The 15538-nt window shown below is 74.0% G+C and carries 10 protein-coding genes; 5 read left to right on the top strand and 5 right to left on the bottom strand.

The window, feature by feature from the left end; translation table 11 throughout:
* Positions 1-55 precede the first annotated feature (55 nt).
* From cydC to ACVW07_RS04375, 4 genes are read right to left on the bottom strand one after another with little or no spacing between them, the layout of a single operon-like run.
* Positions 56-1930 carry a thiol reductant ABC exporter subunit CydC gene (gene cydC / locus ACVW07_RS04390; RefSeq protein WP_456818058.1) on the bottom strand — a complete coding sequence of 625 codons (1875 nt, stop codon included), beginning with the start codon at positions 1928-1930 and terminating at the stop codon, positions 56-58.
* On the bottom strand, positions 1927-3582 hold the full coding sequence (cydD, locus tag ACVW07_RS04385; protein ID WP_456818057.1) for a thiol reductant ABC exporter subunit CydD: 1656 nt from the start codon (positions 3580-3582) through the stop codon (positions 1927-1929). The genes cydC and cydD overlap by 4 nt, the downstream gene beginning before the upstream one ends.
* 25 nt (positions 3583-3607) lie before the next feature.
* Entirely contained in the window at positions 3608-4651 is a 1044-nt protein-coding gene (cydB, locus tag ACVW07_RS04380; protein ID WP_456818056.1) for a cytochrome d ubiquinol oxidase subunit II, read from the bottom strand.
* Between the two features lie 17 nt (positions 4652-4668).
* Complete coding sequence (locus ACVW07_RS04375; RefSeq protein WP_456818055.1) at positions 4669-6180, bottom strand: cytochrome ubiquinol oxidase subunit I; 1512 nt, start codon at positions 6178-6180, stop codon at positions 4669-4671.
* Between the two features lie 509 nt (positions 6181-6689).
* On the opposite strand from ACVW07_RS04375, the gene ACVW07_RS04370 reads away from it, so the two are divergent.
* From ACVW07_RS04370 to proB, 5 genes are all read left to right on the top strand, one after another.
* Positions 6690-10073 (top strand): Rne/Rng family ribonuclease, encoded by a 3384-nt coding sequence (locus ACVW07_RS04370; protein WP_456818054.1) that lies wholly within the window; start codon positions 6690-6692, stop codon positions 10071-10073.
* 261 nt (positions 10074-10334) lie between these two features.
* Positions 10335-10643 (top strand): 50S ribosomal protein L21, encoded by a 309-nt coding sequence (rplU, locus tag ACVW07_RS04365; protein ID WP_456821025.1) that lies wholly within the window; start codon positions 10335-10337, stop codon positions 10641-10643.
* Between the two features lie 59 nt (positions 10644-10702).
* Entirely contained in the window at positions 10703-10960 is a 258-nt protein-coding gene (rpmA, locus tag ACVW07_RS04360; RefSeq protein WP_456818053.1) for a 50S ribosomal protein L27, read from the top strand.
* Positions 10961-11063: 103 nt separating this feature from the next.
* Positions 11064-12587, top strand: coding sequence for a GTPase ObgE (gene obgE / locus ACVW07_RS04355; RefSeq protein WP_456818052.1), 1524 nt, complete (start codon positions 11064-11066; stop codon positions 12585-12587).
* Between the two features lie 108 nt (positions 12588-12695).
* Complete coding sequence (proB, locus tag ACVW07_RS04350; RefSeq protein ID WP_456818051.1) at positions 12696-13859, top strand: glutamate 5-kinase; 1164 nt, start codon at positions 12696-12698, stop codon at positions 13857-13859.
* A gap of 52 nt (positions 13860-13911) precedes the next feature.
* Here the strand turns inward: proB and ACVW07_RS04345 are convergent, their stop codons facing one another.
* On the bottom strand, positions 13912-15534 hold the full coding sequence (locus tag ACVW07_RS04345) for an ABC transporter substrate-binding protein (RefSeq protein ID WP_456818050.1): 1623 nt from the start codon (positions 15532-15534) through the stop codon (positions 13912-13914).
* Positions 15535-15538: the final 4 nt, after the last annotated feature.

Raw genomic sequence — 15538 nt, 5'->3', positions numbered from 1 at the left:
GTCGAGCAGCTCGGTGACCCCGACGGCGGACCGCCGGGCCGGCTCGGGCTCCACCTCAGACAGGACGCCCTCCGCGAACGGGGTCCCGATCTGCCTGCTGTCCGGCGTCGGCGCGTCGCGCACCCGTACCCCTCTCGCGCGGGACGAGCGGGTCCGGCCCGGTGGCCGCCTCGCGCTCGACGGCCTCACGGTAACGCGGGTTGCGTGCGACCAGGCCCTGGTGAGTGCCGCGTGCGGCGACCCGCCCGTCCTCGAGCACGACCACCTCGTCGGCGGCGCCGAGTGCGGAGAGCCGGTGGGTCACGACGAGGACGGTGCGCCCGTCGGTGCGTGCGGTGTCGAAGAGCCGGCCGACGACGGCGTCCGCGGTGACGGGGTCCAGGTGCTCGGCGGGCTCGTCGACGAGCAGCACCGGGGCCGGCGCGAGCAGGGCACGCGCCAGCAGCAGGCGGCGGCGCTCCCCTCCGGAGACGGTCCTCGCGTCGGGGCCGACCAGCGTGCCGAGGCCGTCGGGGAGGCCCGCCAGCCACCCTCCGAGCCCGACACGGTCCAGCACGGCGAGGGCCTCGGCCGGCGTGACGTCCCCGCGGGCCACCCGGAGGTTCTCGAGGACGGTCGTGCCGAACACGTGGCCGTCCTCGAGAGCGGCGACCACGACGTCGGCCGACGGTGACCCGCCGCCCTCCACCCGCACCGTGCCCGAGACGGCGGGCAGCAGACCGGCGAGCGTCAGGAGGGTCGTCGTCTTGCCGGCGCCGCTCGGCCCGACGAGGGCGACGGCCCGGCCGGGTCGCAGGTCGAGGTCGAGTCCTGCGACGACGGCGCCGCGGCCGGGCCATCCGCACGACAGGCCCCGGACGACGAGCCCGGCAGCCGCGGCGGGTCGACGTGGCTCCGCCGGGACAGGGGTGCCCGCGGCATCGAGCAGCGCGACGACCCGTGCGGCAGCCGCACGCGACCGCTGCACCTGGAGCGCGGCCGCGGGCAGCATCCCGGTCGCCTCGAACGCGGCGAGCGGGGTGAGCACCACGACGGCGAGCTCGACGGGTGACAGCAGTCCCCGCCCGACCGCCGGCACGCCGGTGACGAGCGCGGCGACCACGGCGAGCCCGACGGCGAGCTGTCCGAGCCCGGCGGCCAGCGCCGCAGGCCGCGCTCCCGCGTCCGCCGCGGCGGCGATCCGCGCGTCGGCGTCCCTCAGGGCGGCGAGCTCGGCATCGGCGTGCCCGGCGACGGCGAGGGGTCCCGCGTCGTCCAGGAGCGCGAGCGCGGTGGCCGTCATGTCCGCGCGCGCCTGCAGGGCACGCCGCTCCGAGGTGCGGGCGCCGCGGGCGGCGAGCGCCGGGCCCGCCACGCCTGCGAGGAGAAGGCACCCGCCCAGCGCCAGCCCGGCGGGAACCCAGAAGGCGCACATCGCCGCCACGGTGCCGACGCCGAGCACGGCGGCCACCCCCGCGGGCAGCAGACCGCGGACCACCACGTCCCCGACGGCATCCACGTCGGCGCCGACGCGCGCCAGCAGGTCGCCGTGACGGAGCCGGAGCAGCGCGTCCGGGCGGCCGGCGGCCAGCCGCTCGTAGAGCGTGGTGCGCAGCGTCGTCATCCCGCGCAGCGCGAGGTCGTGCGACACGAGGCGCTCGCAGTACCGCAGCACGCCGCGCCCGATGCCGAACGCCCGCACCGCGACGGTCGCCACGGTGAGGTACATCACGGGCGGCATCTGCGAGGCGCGGGCGATGAGCCATGCCGCGGTGCCGGCCAGCGCGATCGCGCACCCGAGCGCGAGCGACCCGAGCAGGACGGCCAGGGCGACGCGCCGCCGGTCGACGTCGAGCAGCCTCACCGCCCGCAGCAGGGTGCCGCGGGGGATCGTGGAGCCGGACCCGTCGGGCGCGGGCATGTCGGGCCGGGGTGCACCGGTCGTGGTCACACGGGCACCCCTTCGCTCGAGCGCACGGTCACGACCGTGTCGGCGCACGCCGCCAGGGACGCGCGGTGCGCGACGAGCAGGACGGTGCGGCCCTCGTCGCGCAGCCGGCGCACGGCGGCGAGGACCACCTGCTCGCCGGCGTCGTCCAGGTGTGCGGTCGGCTCGTCGAGGACCACCAGGGGCGCGTCGGTGAGCAGGGCGCGCGTGAGGGCGACCCGCTGGCGCTGTCCGAGGCTCAGGCCCGTGCCCGCCCGGCCCAGCACCGTGCCCCAACCGTCGGGGGCGCCCGCCACGACCGCGTCGAGCCCGGTGAGGGCCGCCGCCGCGTCTCGAGCCGCGTCGCTCCGTGCGCCGACCACCGAGTCGATCGTCCCCGGCTCGAGGACCGGCCGCTGGGGCAGCCACGTGACCTGCCGCCAGAACGAGGGCAGGTCGATCTCGTCGAGCCCGGTCGACGGCGCACCGGGGGCGTCGAGCACCACGCAGCCCTCGTCGGGTCGGAGCAGGCCGAGCAGCAGCTCGACCGCGGTGGACTTGCCCGCGCCGCTCGGACCGACGAGCGCGACGACGGACCCGGGCTCCAGCGTGAGGTCGAGCCCCGACGGGGCGAGCCCTCCGCCCGTGCGGACCCCGACCGACCGCAGGTGCAGCGTCGTGGTCGCGAGATCCGGGGCGGGTGCGGTGCCGGCGGCCGGGGCGGTCTCGTCGAGCACCGCGAACGCCTGCTCGGCGGCAGCGACCCCGTCGGCGGCCGCGTGGAACTGTGCGCCCACCTGCCGCAGCGGCCAGAACACCTCCGGCGCGAGCACCAGGACCGCCAGCCCTGTCACGAGGTCGAGCTCACCGTCGACGAGCCGCAGCCCGATGGCGACGGCGACGAGCGCGACGGCCAGCGTGGTGAGCAGCTCCAGCACCATCCCGGACAGGAACGCGACCCGCAGCGTGCCCATCGTGGCGCGCCGGTGCGCGTCGCCGAGGGCGTGCACCCGGGCGGCCGGGCCGCGCTCGCGGCCGAACGCGCGAAGGGTCGGCAGCCCGGCGAGCAGGTCGAGCACCTGGGCGCCGAGCCGCTGCATGGTGGCGAGGCCCGCCTCCGAGCGCCCCGCGGTGAGGCGGCCGACGAGCACCATGAACAGCGGGACGAGCGGCAGGGTCGCGAGCAGGATCGCTGCCGAGACCCAGTCGAGCCCCAGCACCACGAGCAGCGTCCCCGGGGTGACGGTCGCCGCGAGGACCAGCTGTGGCAGGTAGCGCACGAAGTACGGCTCCAGCGAGTCCAGACCGCGGGTGGCCAGCGTGACGGTGGCCGCGCCTCCGGTCGCCGCCAGCCGGCGGGACCCGAGCGCGACCGTCCGGGCGATGACGGCCTCCCGGAGCTCGCCGACCGCCCTGGTCGCCGAGCGGTGCGCCCAGCGCTCCTGCGCGGACGTGACGAGGGCCCGCGCCAGCACCACGACCGCGAGCCATGCGACGAGCGGCGCCAGGGCGTCGATCGTCGCCGCGTCCTGCACGGCCCGCCCCAGCGCGCCGGCGAGCAGCAGCGCCTGCGCGACGACGAGCGCGGCGGTGAGGATCCCGAGCGCGGCCGTGAGGCCGACGTACCCCCGCGCCGAGCGGGCGTACCGGAGCAGGCGCGGGTCGAGCGGCCTCATGCGGCCAGGCCCTTCCGCGGGGGCCTCATCGCGCGTCGGAGCCCGATCGCGTGAACGTCAGGCCGACGCTCTCGGGGATGTGCTCGGCCGAGATGCGCTTGCGGAACACCCAGTACGTCCACCCCTGGTAGAGCAGCACCAGCGGGGTGAGGATCACGGCGACCCACGTCATCACGGTGAGCGTGTAGTGCGTCGAGGACGCGTTCGTCACGGTGAGCGAGTTCGCGGGGTCGGTCGCGGGCATCACGTCGGGCCACATCGAGCCGAAGATCAGCACCACGGCTGCGACGATCGCCACGGCCGACGCGCCGAAGGCGAGCGCCTCGCGTCGCACCCGGGCGGCGGCCACGAGGACCACGAGCGCGCCCGCGGCGACCACGACGGCCGCCCAGGTCCACGCCACCGAGTAGGCGATCTGAGCCCAGACGGCCCAGATGCCCGCGACGGCCAGCGTGACGACCGACCAGCGCGCCGCGAACACCCCGGCCTTCTCGCGGACCTCGCCCGCGGACTTGAGCGCGAGGAACACTGCACCGTGCGTGAGGAACAGGAGGGCCGTGGTCGCACCTCCGAGCAGCGCGAACGGGTTGAGCAGCGCCCAGAAGCCGCCGACGTACTGGTGGGACGCGTCGAGGTCCACGCCGCGCACGAGGTTCCCGAACGCGACGCCCCACAGCACCGCAGGCACCCACGAGCCCACGACGAGCCCGCGGTCCGCCCAGCCGCGCCACCGCTCGTCGTTGATCTTGCCGCGCCACTCGAACGACACGACCCGGACGATGAGGGCCAGGAGGATGAGCAGCAGGGGTAGGTAGAAGCCGGAGAACATCGTCGCGTACCACTCGGGGAACGCCGCGAACGTCGCACCCCCGGCGGTCAGCAGCCACACCTCGTTGCCGTCCCACACGGGTCCGATGGTGTTGATCATGACCCGGCGGTGCCTGTCGCGGTCCGGTCCGCGCCCGAAGACGCCGAGCAGCATCCCGACCCCGAAGTCGAACCCCTCGAGCACGAGGTAGCCGGTCCACAGCACGGCGATGAGCACGAACCAGACGGTCGTGAGCTCCATGGTCGTCGGCTCCGTTCTCAGTACGCGAAGGAGAGGGGGCGGTCGGCCGACGCGGGGTCGTCCGGGTCCGGCCGGTTGGCGGGGTTGTCGGGGCTCGGGTCCTTCTCGGTGTCCGCGACGCCCTCCACGGTGTACCGGTGCATGAGGCGGTACCAGACGACGGCGAGCGCGGCGTAGAGGGCCGTGAACGCGACGAGCGACGTCAGGATCGTGCCCGGGCCCGCGACCGTCGACACCCCCCGGGCGGTCAGCAGCCACACGCCGTCGACGCCCGACGGGTTCGGGTTGGGCGCGACCACCCAGGGCTGACGGCCCATCTCGGTGAAGATCCACCCGAACGACGACGCGAGGAACGGCGTCGCCAGGGCGACCAGGGCCAGCCGCGAGACCCACACGTTGTCGCTGACCCGGCCCTGGCGGGTGACCCACAGGGCGACGAGGGCCAGCGCGGCGGAGCCGGCGCCGAACCCGATCATCAGCCGGAACGACCAGTACGTCACCGCGAGGTTGGGCTGGTAGGAGATCGGCTCGCCGTCCGTGTCGGTGAACCCGTACTTCTCCTCGTACTGCTGCTGGAGGTCCTGGACGCCCGGCAGCGGGGCGTCGAAGTCACCCGTCGCCAGGAACGACGTGAGGCCGGGGATCTGGATGAGGTGGGTGACGCCCTCGCACGAGTCGGACAGGTCACCGACGGCGAGGATGGAGAACGGCGCGCCGCCGTCGGTCGTCTCGCACAGGGCCTCGGCGGCTGACATCTTCATCGGCTGCTGGTCGAACATCAGCTTCGCCTGCTGGTCGCCCGAGAGCGCGACGGCGACCCCCGACGCGAGCATCACGACGACGCCGAGCACGACCGCCGGGCGGTAGACGTCGCGAGCCTTGTCCGCCTCGCCGCGACGGGCCAGCCTGACCATCCACCAGGACGCGATGGCGGCGACGAAGGTGCCCGCGGTGAGGAACGCCGCAGCGATGGTGTGCGGGAAGGCAGCCCAGAGCGTGGGGTTGGCCAGCACAGCGCCGATGTCCACCATCTCGGCACGGCCGCGCGCCGCGTTCAGGATCGTCCCGACGGGGTGCTGCATCCACGAGTTGGCCGCGAGGATGAAGAACGCCGACAGGTTCGTCGCGATCGCGACCGCCCAGATGCAGGCGAGATGGATCCGCTTCGGCAGCTTGTCCCAGCCGAAGATCCACAGGCCCAGGAACGTCGACTCCACGAAGAACGCGGCGAGCGCCTCCATGGCGAGCGGTGCGCCGAACACGTCGCCGACGAAGCGCGAGTACTCCGACCATGCCATCCCGAACTGGAACTCCTGCACGATCCCCGTGGCCACGCCGATCGCGAAGTTGATCAGCAAGAGCTTCCCGAAGAACTTCGTCAGCCGCAGCCACCGCTCGTTGCCGGTTCGCACCCACGCGGTCTGCATGATCGCCACCAGCGGGGCGAGCCCGATCGTCAGCGGCACGAAGATGAAGTGGTAGACGGTCGTGATGCCGAACTGCCAGCGGGCCAGTGCGAGGGCGTCCACGTGTTTCTCCCGTGGGTCGTGCGAGCGGTTCGGGTGAGGTCGAGCGACCTTCTACGACCGGCGTGGTCGGTCGCGGCCTGGGGGAACGCTAGGACCGAGACCAGTGTGCTCCCGGGACCAAGGTCCCGGGTACTGACAGGTCGTCCGCATCCGGGGGCGTCGGTCGCCATGCCCGGGAACCAGCGGGGGCGGCACGCCGGAGAACGTGCCTCGCTCGCGTTGGAAGGGCCCTGTGCGATACTGGCTGCGGCCATCGGGGCGCCCACACCGCCCCGGAGACCCTTGAGCTCGCAGCACCAGCGCGTCGTGCGCGCCAGCCCGCCGCCCGGTCGTCCCGCAGGGTTCCCCAGAACCCGGAGCGGATCGGACCCGGCAGGCGATGGCGCCGGCCCCGGTGCAGCAGCCACGACCGACGACTTCCGTCGCCACGCCGAGGGCGTGCGTGACGACCGACCGACCGGGGACCACCGCGTGTGGGCGGGGCTTCCCGGTACCCAGGAGCACTCCGCGTGACCGACGAGAACACCCCCGAGACCGCTGCAGCAACCACGACGGCCGGGGGTGACGCTGCTCCGGCACCCGTGCGGCGCCGCCGGGCCTCGCGCAGTGCCGCTGCCCCCGCCACCGCACCCGTCGCGGCCGAGCCCGTCGCCGAGCAGGCCGTCGTGCAGCCGGCCGCTCCGGTTCGCGAGCCCGTCGTCGACGCAGCGCCGGCGACGGCGATCGCGCCGCAGGACGCCCCCGAGGCGCCCCGCGCTCGCCGGTCACGGCGCGTCACCCGCACCGTCGTGACCGAGCCTGCGTCCGACGAGCCTTCCGCCGCTGTCGCTGCCCCTGCCGCTGCCCCTGCCGCCGCCGGTGCGGCAGCCGAGGCGGACGCCGTGACAGGAGCCCGAGCGGGTGGCCGTGGCCGTGGCCGCGCCCGGGCGGGCGCCGCGGCCCCGAACGTCGAGCCGGCCGCGCCCGCACCGCACGTCGAGCCGGCCCAGGCGGCACAGCAGGTGGGGGCGGCACAGCCGGCCGAGCCCGCCGAGCCGACGAAGGCTCCCCGTCGCCGCCGCGCCGGCTCCCGCGCTGCCGCACCGCCGGAGCCCGTGACCGCGCCCGTCGAGCAGCCTCTTGCCGTGCCCGCCGAGGCCGAGGTCGAGACGGCGCAGCCGGCGGGATCGGCAGCGACGCTCGACGTCCGCGCTGCCTTCGCCGCCACGGCGCCGGCCGCGACGGCGCCGGCCGCGACGGCGCCGACCGCCACGCCGACGGCAGGATCGTCGACGACCACCGATGCGCCTTCCGGCACCGGGATGCCGCGTCTGGCCACCACCGCCCTGCTGTTCCAGGCACCGGACCCGTCCGCGGCCCGTCCGCGCCGCCGCCGCGCCCAGGCGAGCGCCGGTTCCCCGGAGGAGATCTCCGAGGAGGCTCGCCGCATCGAGCGCGAGGAGCAGGAGGCCGCGGAGCGGGAGGCCGCCGAGCAGGCGCGCCGCGATGCGGCGACCGAGCAGCCGCAGGAGCAGGACGACGTCGCGCCGACCACGGTGCGCCCCACGCGTCGGCGCGGCCGGCGGGGCCGCGGCGCGGAGGGTGCTCCGTCGGACGTCGAGGCGACCGTGGAGGACGAGGCCGTCGTCGAGCCGTCGCTTCTCGAGGAGATCGTCGAGGTCGACGTCGAGGATGCCGCGGCGACCGACGAGGTCGACGAGGTCGAGGAGGCCGACGAGGCCGACGAGGTGACCGAAGGGCTCGGCGGTGCGCCCCGGCGTCGGCGACGTCGTGGCGGCCGCGGCCGCCGGACCCGCGCGGACCAGGGCGGCGACGGCTCCGGCGAGCCCGAGGAGCCCGACGAGGACGCCGACGAGGAGTCCGACGCCGAGGATGCCGAGGGCGACTCCGAGGGCGAGACGGGCGAGGGTGCGGGCTCGAGCCGCCGCCGTCGCCGCCGCCGCCGGGGAACGCGCTCCGAGCCCGGTGAGAGCGTCGGCGACCGCCCCCGCAGCACGCGTGCGGCGAGCGACGAGGTCACGGCCCTGCGCGGCTCGACGCGTCTCGAGGCGAAGCGTCAGCGCCGCCGTGAGGGCCGCGACGCGGGCCGCCGCCGTCAGATCATCAGCGAGGCCGAGTTCCTGGCCCGTCGTGAGTCGGTCGAGCGGTCGATGGTGGTCCGCGAGAAGCACGGCCGGATGCAGATCGCGGTCCTCGAGGACGGCGTCCTCGTCGAGCACTACGTGTCGAACCAGGCGCAGTCGTCGATGGTCGGCAACGTCTACCTCGGCCGCGTGCAGAACGTGCTGCCGAGCATGGAGGCCGCCTTCGTCGACGTCGGCAAGGGCCGCAACGCGGTGCTCTACGCCGGTGAGGTCAACTGGGACGCGGCCGGGCTCGACGGTGGTCAGCCGAGGCGCATCGAGCAGGCGCTCAAGTCGGGTGACTCCGTGCTCGTCCAGGTCACCAAGGACCCGATCGGCCACAAGGGCGCGCGTCTGACCTCCCAGGTCACCCTCGCCGGGCGGTACCTCGTGTACGTGCCGGGCGGAGGCATGACCGGCATCAGCCGCAAGCTGCCCGACACCGAGCGCAACCGCCTCAAGAGGATCCTGCGCGAGGTGGTCCCGGAGTCGGCGGGCGTCATCGTGCGGACCGCCGCCGAGGGGGCGAGCGAGGACGAGCTGCGCGCCGACATCGCCCGCCTGCAGGGCCAGTGGGAGGCGATCGAGAAGAAGTCGAAGACCGCGTCGTCGCCCGCCCTGCTGCAGGGTGAGCCGGACATGGCGATCCGCGTGGTCCGCGACATCTTCAACGACGACTTCAGCTCGCTGGTGGTCCAGGGGCAGGACGCCTGGTCGACGATCTCGTCGTACATCGACGAGCTCGCGCCGGACCTCGCGCAGAAGGTCTCGAAGTGGACCGCGGACACGGACGTGTTCTCCGTGCACCGCATCGACGAGCAGCTCGCCAAGGGCATGGACCGCAAGGTCTGGCTGCCGTCGGGTGGCTCGCTGGTCATCGACCGCACCGAGGCCATGACGGTGGTCGACGTCAACACCGGCAAGTTCACCGGCTCGGGCGGCACGCTCGAGGAGACCGTCACCCGGAACAACCTCGAGGCCGCCGAGGAGATCGTCCGTCAGCTCCGGCTGCGGGACATCGGCGGGATCATCGTCATCGACTTCATCGACATGGTGCTCGAGTCGAACCGTGACCTCGTGCTCCGTCGGCTCGTCGAGTGCCTGGGGCGTGACCGGACCAAGCACCAGGTCGCCGAGGTGACGTCGCTGGGTCTCGTCCAGATGACGCGCAAGCGCGTGGGCCAGGGGCTCGTCGAGGCGTTCAGCGAGACGTGCGAGCACTGCCACGGGCGCGGCTTCATCGTGCACGAGGAGCCCATCGAGAAGAACCAGCGCCCCGAGGCGGGAGCCGTGCAGCAGGCTGCACCCGTGCTGGACGGCGAGGCGAAGCGTTCACGTCGCAAGCGCGGCGGTGCCAAGGAGCCGGTCGGACTCGTGCCGCACGCGGTCCCGGTCCTCCCGGAGGCGCGTGAAGCGGTCAAGGCGACGCTCGCGACGATCGCGGCGGCGGCGGCGCACGCGCACGAGCACGAGCAGCACTCGGCGCCGGTCGCCGTCGGCGCCGACACCCCGCCGGCCCGGGATGTCGCCAAGGTCGATGCCGTCGAGGTGGGCGCCGCGCCCGCCCCACGGCTGGACGTGTTCGCCGAGTTCGCCGGCTTGCAGGCGCCGGCTGAGCCCGCCGGCTTGCAGGCGCCGGCCGAGCCCGAGGGGCCGGTCGAGGAGCTCGAGCTGACGGCCGTCCCGGCCGACGTCTTCGAGGCGCCCACGGACGACGAGACCGAAGATCCCGACGACGGCGTCCAGGGTCCGGCCGAGCAGCAGCACTGACGGCCGGTACCCGGTGCGACGTGCATTGCGTCACGTCGCACCGGGGCCGGTCGCCAGGTTTGACCCTGCGGCGTGGGGTCCGTACCCTAGAACGTCGGCGCGTCGTGTGCGCGCTGGTCGTGCGTGCCGCCGTTATCGGTGCCGACGCGAACTCCCGCAGGACCCGGCGAGATCCGGCTGCAGCGGGATGTGCGCGGGTGCGGGCGGGCACCAGACGAGATTTCGACCTGAGAAGTTCGACGAGCAGAGATGAGCAGCAACGTGGTGTACGCGATCGTGAAGGCTGGCGGCCGCCAGGAGAAGGTCGCGGTGGGCGACGTCGTCGTCGTCGACCGCCTCGCCGCGCAGGCCGGCTCGACCGTCGAGCTCTCGGCCCTGCTCCTCGTCGACGGTGAGAAGGTCACCACCGACGCCGCGGCTCTGGCCAAGGTGAAGGTGACGGCGGAGGTCGTCCGGGACGAGAAGGGCCCGAAGATCGACATCCTCAAGTACAAGAACAAGACCGGCTACCGCAAGCGCCAGGGTCACCGCCAGAGGCTGACCCGCCTCAAGGTCACCGGCATCAACTGATCTCGCTCCGCGGGCCACCCGCGGTTGCACCCCACGTACAGCAAGAGAGCAGGTTCGTCATGGCACACAAGAAGGGCGCGAGCTCCTCGCGCAACGGCCGCGACTCGAACGCCCAGCGCCTGGGCGTCAAGCGCTTCGGTGGCCAGGTCGTCAAGGCCGGCGAGATCATCGTCCGCCAGCGCGGCACCCACTTCCACCCCGGCAACAACGTCGGCCGTGGCGGGGACGACACCCTGTTCGCGCTGACCGCCGGTGCCGTCACGTTCGGCACCCGTCGTGGCCGCAAGGTCATCGACATCGTCGTCGCCGAGGGCTGACGACCACAGACCAGCAGTCGACGAAGGGGCGCACCGGTGCGGTGCGCCCCTTCGTCGTGTGACGATCGCCCGAGGCGATCGGCCGAGATCAGGAGGGTATGCCGTGGCGACGTTCGTCGACCGGGTCGTGCTGCACGCGACCGGCGGTGACGGTGGGCACGGGTGCGCGTCCATCCACCGCGAGAAGTTCAAGCCGCTGGCCGGGCCCGACGGCGGCAACGGGGGCAACGGGGGGTCGGTGATCATCCGGGTCGACCCGCAGGTCACGACGCTGCTCGACTTCCACCACCTGCCGCACCGGCACGCGCCCTCGGGCACCATGGGCATGGGCGACCACCGGCAGGGCTCCACGGGCGGCGACCTGATCCTGGGAGTGCCCGACGGCACGGTCGTCAAGTCTCCGGACGGCACGATCCTCGCCGACCTCGTGGGCCTCGGTGCCGAGTACGTCGTGGCGCAAGGTGGCCGGGGCGGGCTCGGCAACGCGGCCCTGGCGTCGCCGCGGCGCAAGGCGCCCGGGTTCGCCCTGCTCGGCGAGCCGGGCGAGTCCCACGACGTGGTGCTCGAGCTCAAGACCATCGCCGACGCGGCGCTCGTGGGCTACCCGTCCGCGGGCAAGTCGAGCCTCGTCGCGGCCATCTCCGCGGCTCGCCCGAAAATCGCGGACTACCCGTTCACGACCCTCGTGCCGAACCTCGGCGTGGTGCAGGCCGGGTCCTCCCGGTACACGGTGGCCGACGTGCCGGGCCTCATTCCCGGGGCGTCCGAGGGGCGTGGGCTGGGGCTGGAGTTCCTCCGGCACGTCGAGCGGTGCGCGGTGCTCGTGCACGTGCTCGACTGCGCCACTCTGGAGCCGGACCGCGACCCCCTCTCCGACCTCGACGTCATCGAGGCCGAGCTGGCCCAGTACGCCGGCGACATCGGCATCGAGGGCGGACGCACGCCGCTGACCGAGCGGCCGCGGATCGTCGTGCTCAACAAGATCGACGTGCCCGAGGCGCGTGACCTCGCCGAGCTCGTCCGGCCTGAGCTCGAGGCACGTGGGCTGCGCGTCTTCGAGGTCTCGACCGCCAGCCACGAAGGTCTGCGCCCGCTGACGTTCGCGCTCGCGGAGGTCATCGACCAGGCCCGCCGGGACGCGCCGCAGCCCGAGAACACGCGCGTGGTCCTGAGGCCCAAGGCCGTCGACGACGCCGGGTTCACCGTGACGAAGCGGGAGTCGGGCGGCCAGGTGTACTTCTCCGTGCGCGGTGAGAAGCCGGAGCGCTGGGTGCGTCAGACCGACTTCTCCAACGACGAGGCCGTCGGCTACCTCGCCGACCGGCTCGCGCGCCTGGGCGTCGAGGAGCGGCTGTTCACCACGGGTGCGGTCGCGGGTGACGAGGTCCGGATCGGGCCCGACCACAATGCGGTCGTCTTCGACTGGGAGCCGACGCTCATCACCGGCTCCGAGCTCCTCGGTGGCCCTCGCGGCACCGACGTCCGCCTGGAGAACCAGGACCGCCGTCCGAGCCGTGGCGAGAAGCGCCAGGAGTACAAGGAGCGCATGGACGCGAAGGCCGCGGCTCGGGACGAGCTCTGGACCGAGCGAGAGTCGGGCGTCTGGACGGACCCCGAGCGGGACTGACCACCGACGCTGCGCCGGTCCGACGACCGGCGCAGCGCCCCCGCCGCGCTTCCCACGGCGCGTCCGCGCAACGGATGGTCCCGAGACCTGGGCCGGGGGCGGGGCAGAATGCTCGTCGTGACCGCCGCCGCCCTGCACTCGCGTGAGCAGCTGGCCGAGGCCGCCCGCGTCGTGGTGAAGGTCGGCTCGTCGTCGCTCACGAGCCCCGACGGTCGGCTCGACCCCGACCGGCTCCGCGCGCTGGTCGACGTGCTCGCCGCGCGTCGCGCCGCCGGGGGCCAGGTGGTGCTGGTCTCGTCGGGCGCCATCGCCGCCGCCATCGGCCCGCTGGGCCTGGCGACGCGTCCTCGCGACCTCGCGACGCAGCAGGCGGCGGCGTCGGTCGGCCAGGGCCTCCTCGTCGCGCACTACACGAGGGCGTTCGCGGACCACGACCTGCGCGTGGGCCAGGTGCTGCTGACCGCGGAGGACACCGTCCGACGCGGCCACTACCGCAACGCGCACCGGGCCCTGACCCGCCTGCTCGACCTCGGCGTGGTGCCGATCATCAACGAGAACGACGCGGTCGCGACGGACGAGATCCGGTTCGGCGACAACGACCGCCTCGCCGCCCTCGTCTCGCACCTCGTGCACGCCGACGCGCTCGTGCTGCTCACCGACGTGGACGCCCTCTACACCGGCCCCCCCGCCCGACCGGGTTCCCGGCGGGTCGAACTCGTGGACGGGCCGCGTGACCTCGACGGCGTCGACGTGTCGTCGCGGGGGAGCGCCGTCGGGACGGGAGGGATGGTCACCAAGCTGGAGTCCGTCGCGATCGCCACGCACTCCGGGGTGCCGGTCGTGCTGACCTCGGCGGCCCAGGCCGCGGCGGCGCTCGCCGGCGAGGACGTCGGCACGTGGTTCGCGGTCACGGGGCAGCGCACGTCGATCCGGCTGCTCTGGCTCGCCCACGCCGCGAAGGCCCATGGACGGCTCGTGCTCGACGAGGGAGCCGTGCGGGCGGTGGTCGACCGGCGGACGTCGCTGCTGCCCGCCGGCGTCACAGGGTCCGAGGGCACCTTCGAGGCCGGCGACCCCGTCGAGCTCGTGGGGCCGGACGGGGTGGTCGTCGCCCGCGGGCTGGTGGCCTACGCGTCCGACGAGGTGCCCGGCCTGCTCGGCCGGACGACGTCCGACCTGCGCGCCGACCTCGGTCCGGGGTACGACCGCGAGCTGGTGCACCGGGACGACCTGGTGCTGGTGCGCCGGCGCAAGGTGCCGGCCCGTCGCTGACGGGCCGCCGAGACGCGCGGGCGCCCGGCCGTGAGCCGGGCGCCCGCGATCGTCACGTGGACAGCCACGCCCCCGTCAGCTGGTCCAGCCGGGAGTCGGCGCCCAGCGTGATGCCGTGCACCTCGGTCGAGAGCCCGAGGAACGTGGTGAGCTCGTGCACGGGCACCACGTGGTGCTGCGTGACGAGCCGCTCCTGGGCGTCGGCGAGCACCTGGGACCGCTTTGCGGGGTCGCCCGCCGTGAGCTGCGCCTGCAGGAGCTGCTCGAGCTGGGGGTCGGCGATCCGGTAGAAGTTGGTCGCGGTCGTCGAGTACTGGGTGCGCAGCACGTCGCCGTCGGCGCGGGACAGGTTGCCCCAGACGAGGTCGAAGGCGCCGGACTTCAGCTTGTCCTGGAACTCGGGGACGGTCCCGCTCCACAGGGTCGCGTCGATGCCGACGGCCTTGAGCTCCTGCTGGACGAGCTGTACCGACGTCTGGTTGGGGGAGAAGTTGGTGATCCACACGAGGGTCGGAGCGAGCCGCTGGCCGCTCTTCGCGTAGATGCCGTCGGCGCCCTTCGCCCAGCCGCCGGCCTCGAGGACGGACGCGGCCTTCTTCGGGTCGGTGACCAGGTCGTCGGACAGGTCGACGACGTCCGGCGTGGTGCCCGCGAGCGGGCTCTTCGCGACGGCGAAGCCGTCGACCAGCGCGGTGTCACGGATCTCGGTGGGGTTCACGGCGAGCGAGACGGCCTCCCGGACCACCGGGTCGGCGCCGAACGGGCTCGACTCGTTGAAGGTCAGGCCGAACACGATCCCCGGGTTGGCGCGGTGCACGACCGGGAAGCCCGCGTCGTCGAGCGTGGCGATGTCGGTCGGCTGGACGCCGCCGATCACGTCGACCTGCTCGGACGTGAGCGCGCCGGTCCGGACACCCGCCTCGGGGATCACCTGGAACGTCACCGAGTCGAGGTGCGGGGCCTCCGTGGCGCCGTCGGGGCCCCAGGCGTAGTCCGCGCGGGCCTGGAGGACGCTCTCCACGTCCTTGGTGTAGTGGTCGAGCGTGAACGGGCCGGTGCCGACGACACCGGTGCCCGTGGACCTCTGGTCGAACGGGACCGCGATGGTGGAGTCCGCCACGATGCCGAGCGCGACGGTCGACGTGGCCTGGGGGAACGCGGCGTTGGGCGACGAGAACGCGACCGTGACGGTGTGGTCGTCGACGACCGTGGCGCCGGTGTAGCCGATGAACGAGGGCGCGCCGCCGCTCTTGGCACCCGCCGCGACGATGTCGTCGAACGTCGCCTTGACCGACGCGGCCGTGAACGGCGTGCCGTCGGAGAACGTCACACCGTCGCGCAGCGTGAACGTGAACTCCGTCGAGTCGGCGTTCGGCGACCACTTCGTGGCCAGCCACGGCTTGAGCGTGCCGTCCGCCGGGTCCTGCCAGAGCAGGGAGTCGACGACCTGGCGGGTGACGTACAGGGTGTCGTTGCCGGAGCCGATGCCGCTCGGGTTGACGGAGATCGGGTCGTTGCCGATGGCGAACGTCAGGTCGCCACCGTCGACGGGGGCGTCCGACGACGAGGCCGACGCGCCGGCGGTCGGGGCGCCGGCGTCGTCCGAGCAGGCGGCGAGGGCGAGGGCGGCGACGGACAGGACGGCGAGCGCGCGCAGGGGGCGTGCGACGGACATGGGT

It is taken from the genome of Cellulomonas sp. URHB0016, from assembly GCF_054057935.1.
This window is presented reverse-complemented; position numbering and strand designations above follow the sequence as displayed.

Coding starts and splice junctions, on each gene's coding strand:
- cydD (WP_456818057.1), bottom strand. CDS start 3,582: ATGAGGCCGCTCGACCCGCGCCTGCTCCGGTACGCCCGCTCGGCGCGG.
- cydB (WP_456818056.1), bottom strand. CDS start 4,651: ATGGAGCTCACGACCGTCTGGTTCGTGCTCATCGCCGTGCTGTGGACC.
- rpmA (WP_456818053.1), top strand. CDS start 10,703: ATGGCACACAAGAAGGGCGCGAGCTCCTCGCGCAACGGCCGCGACTCG.
- proB (WP_456818051.1), top strand. CDS start 12,696: ATGCTCGTCGTGACCGCCGCCGCCCTGCACTCGCGTGAGCAGCTGGCC.
- ACVW07_RS04345 (WP_456818050.1), bottom strand. CDS start 15,534: ATGTCCGTCGCACGCCCCCTGCGCGCGCTCGCCGTCCTGTCCGTCGCC.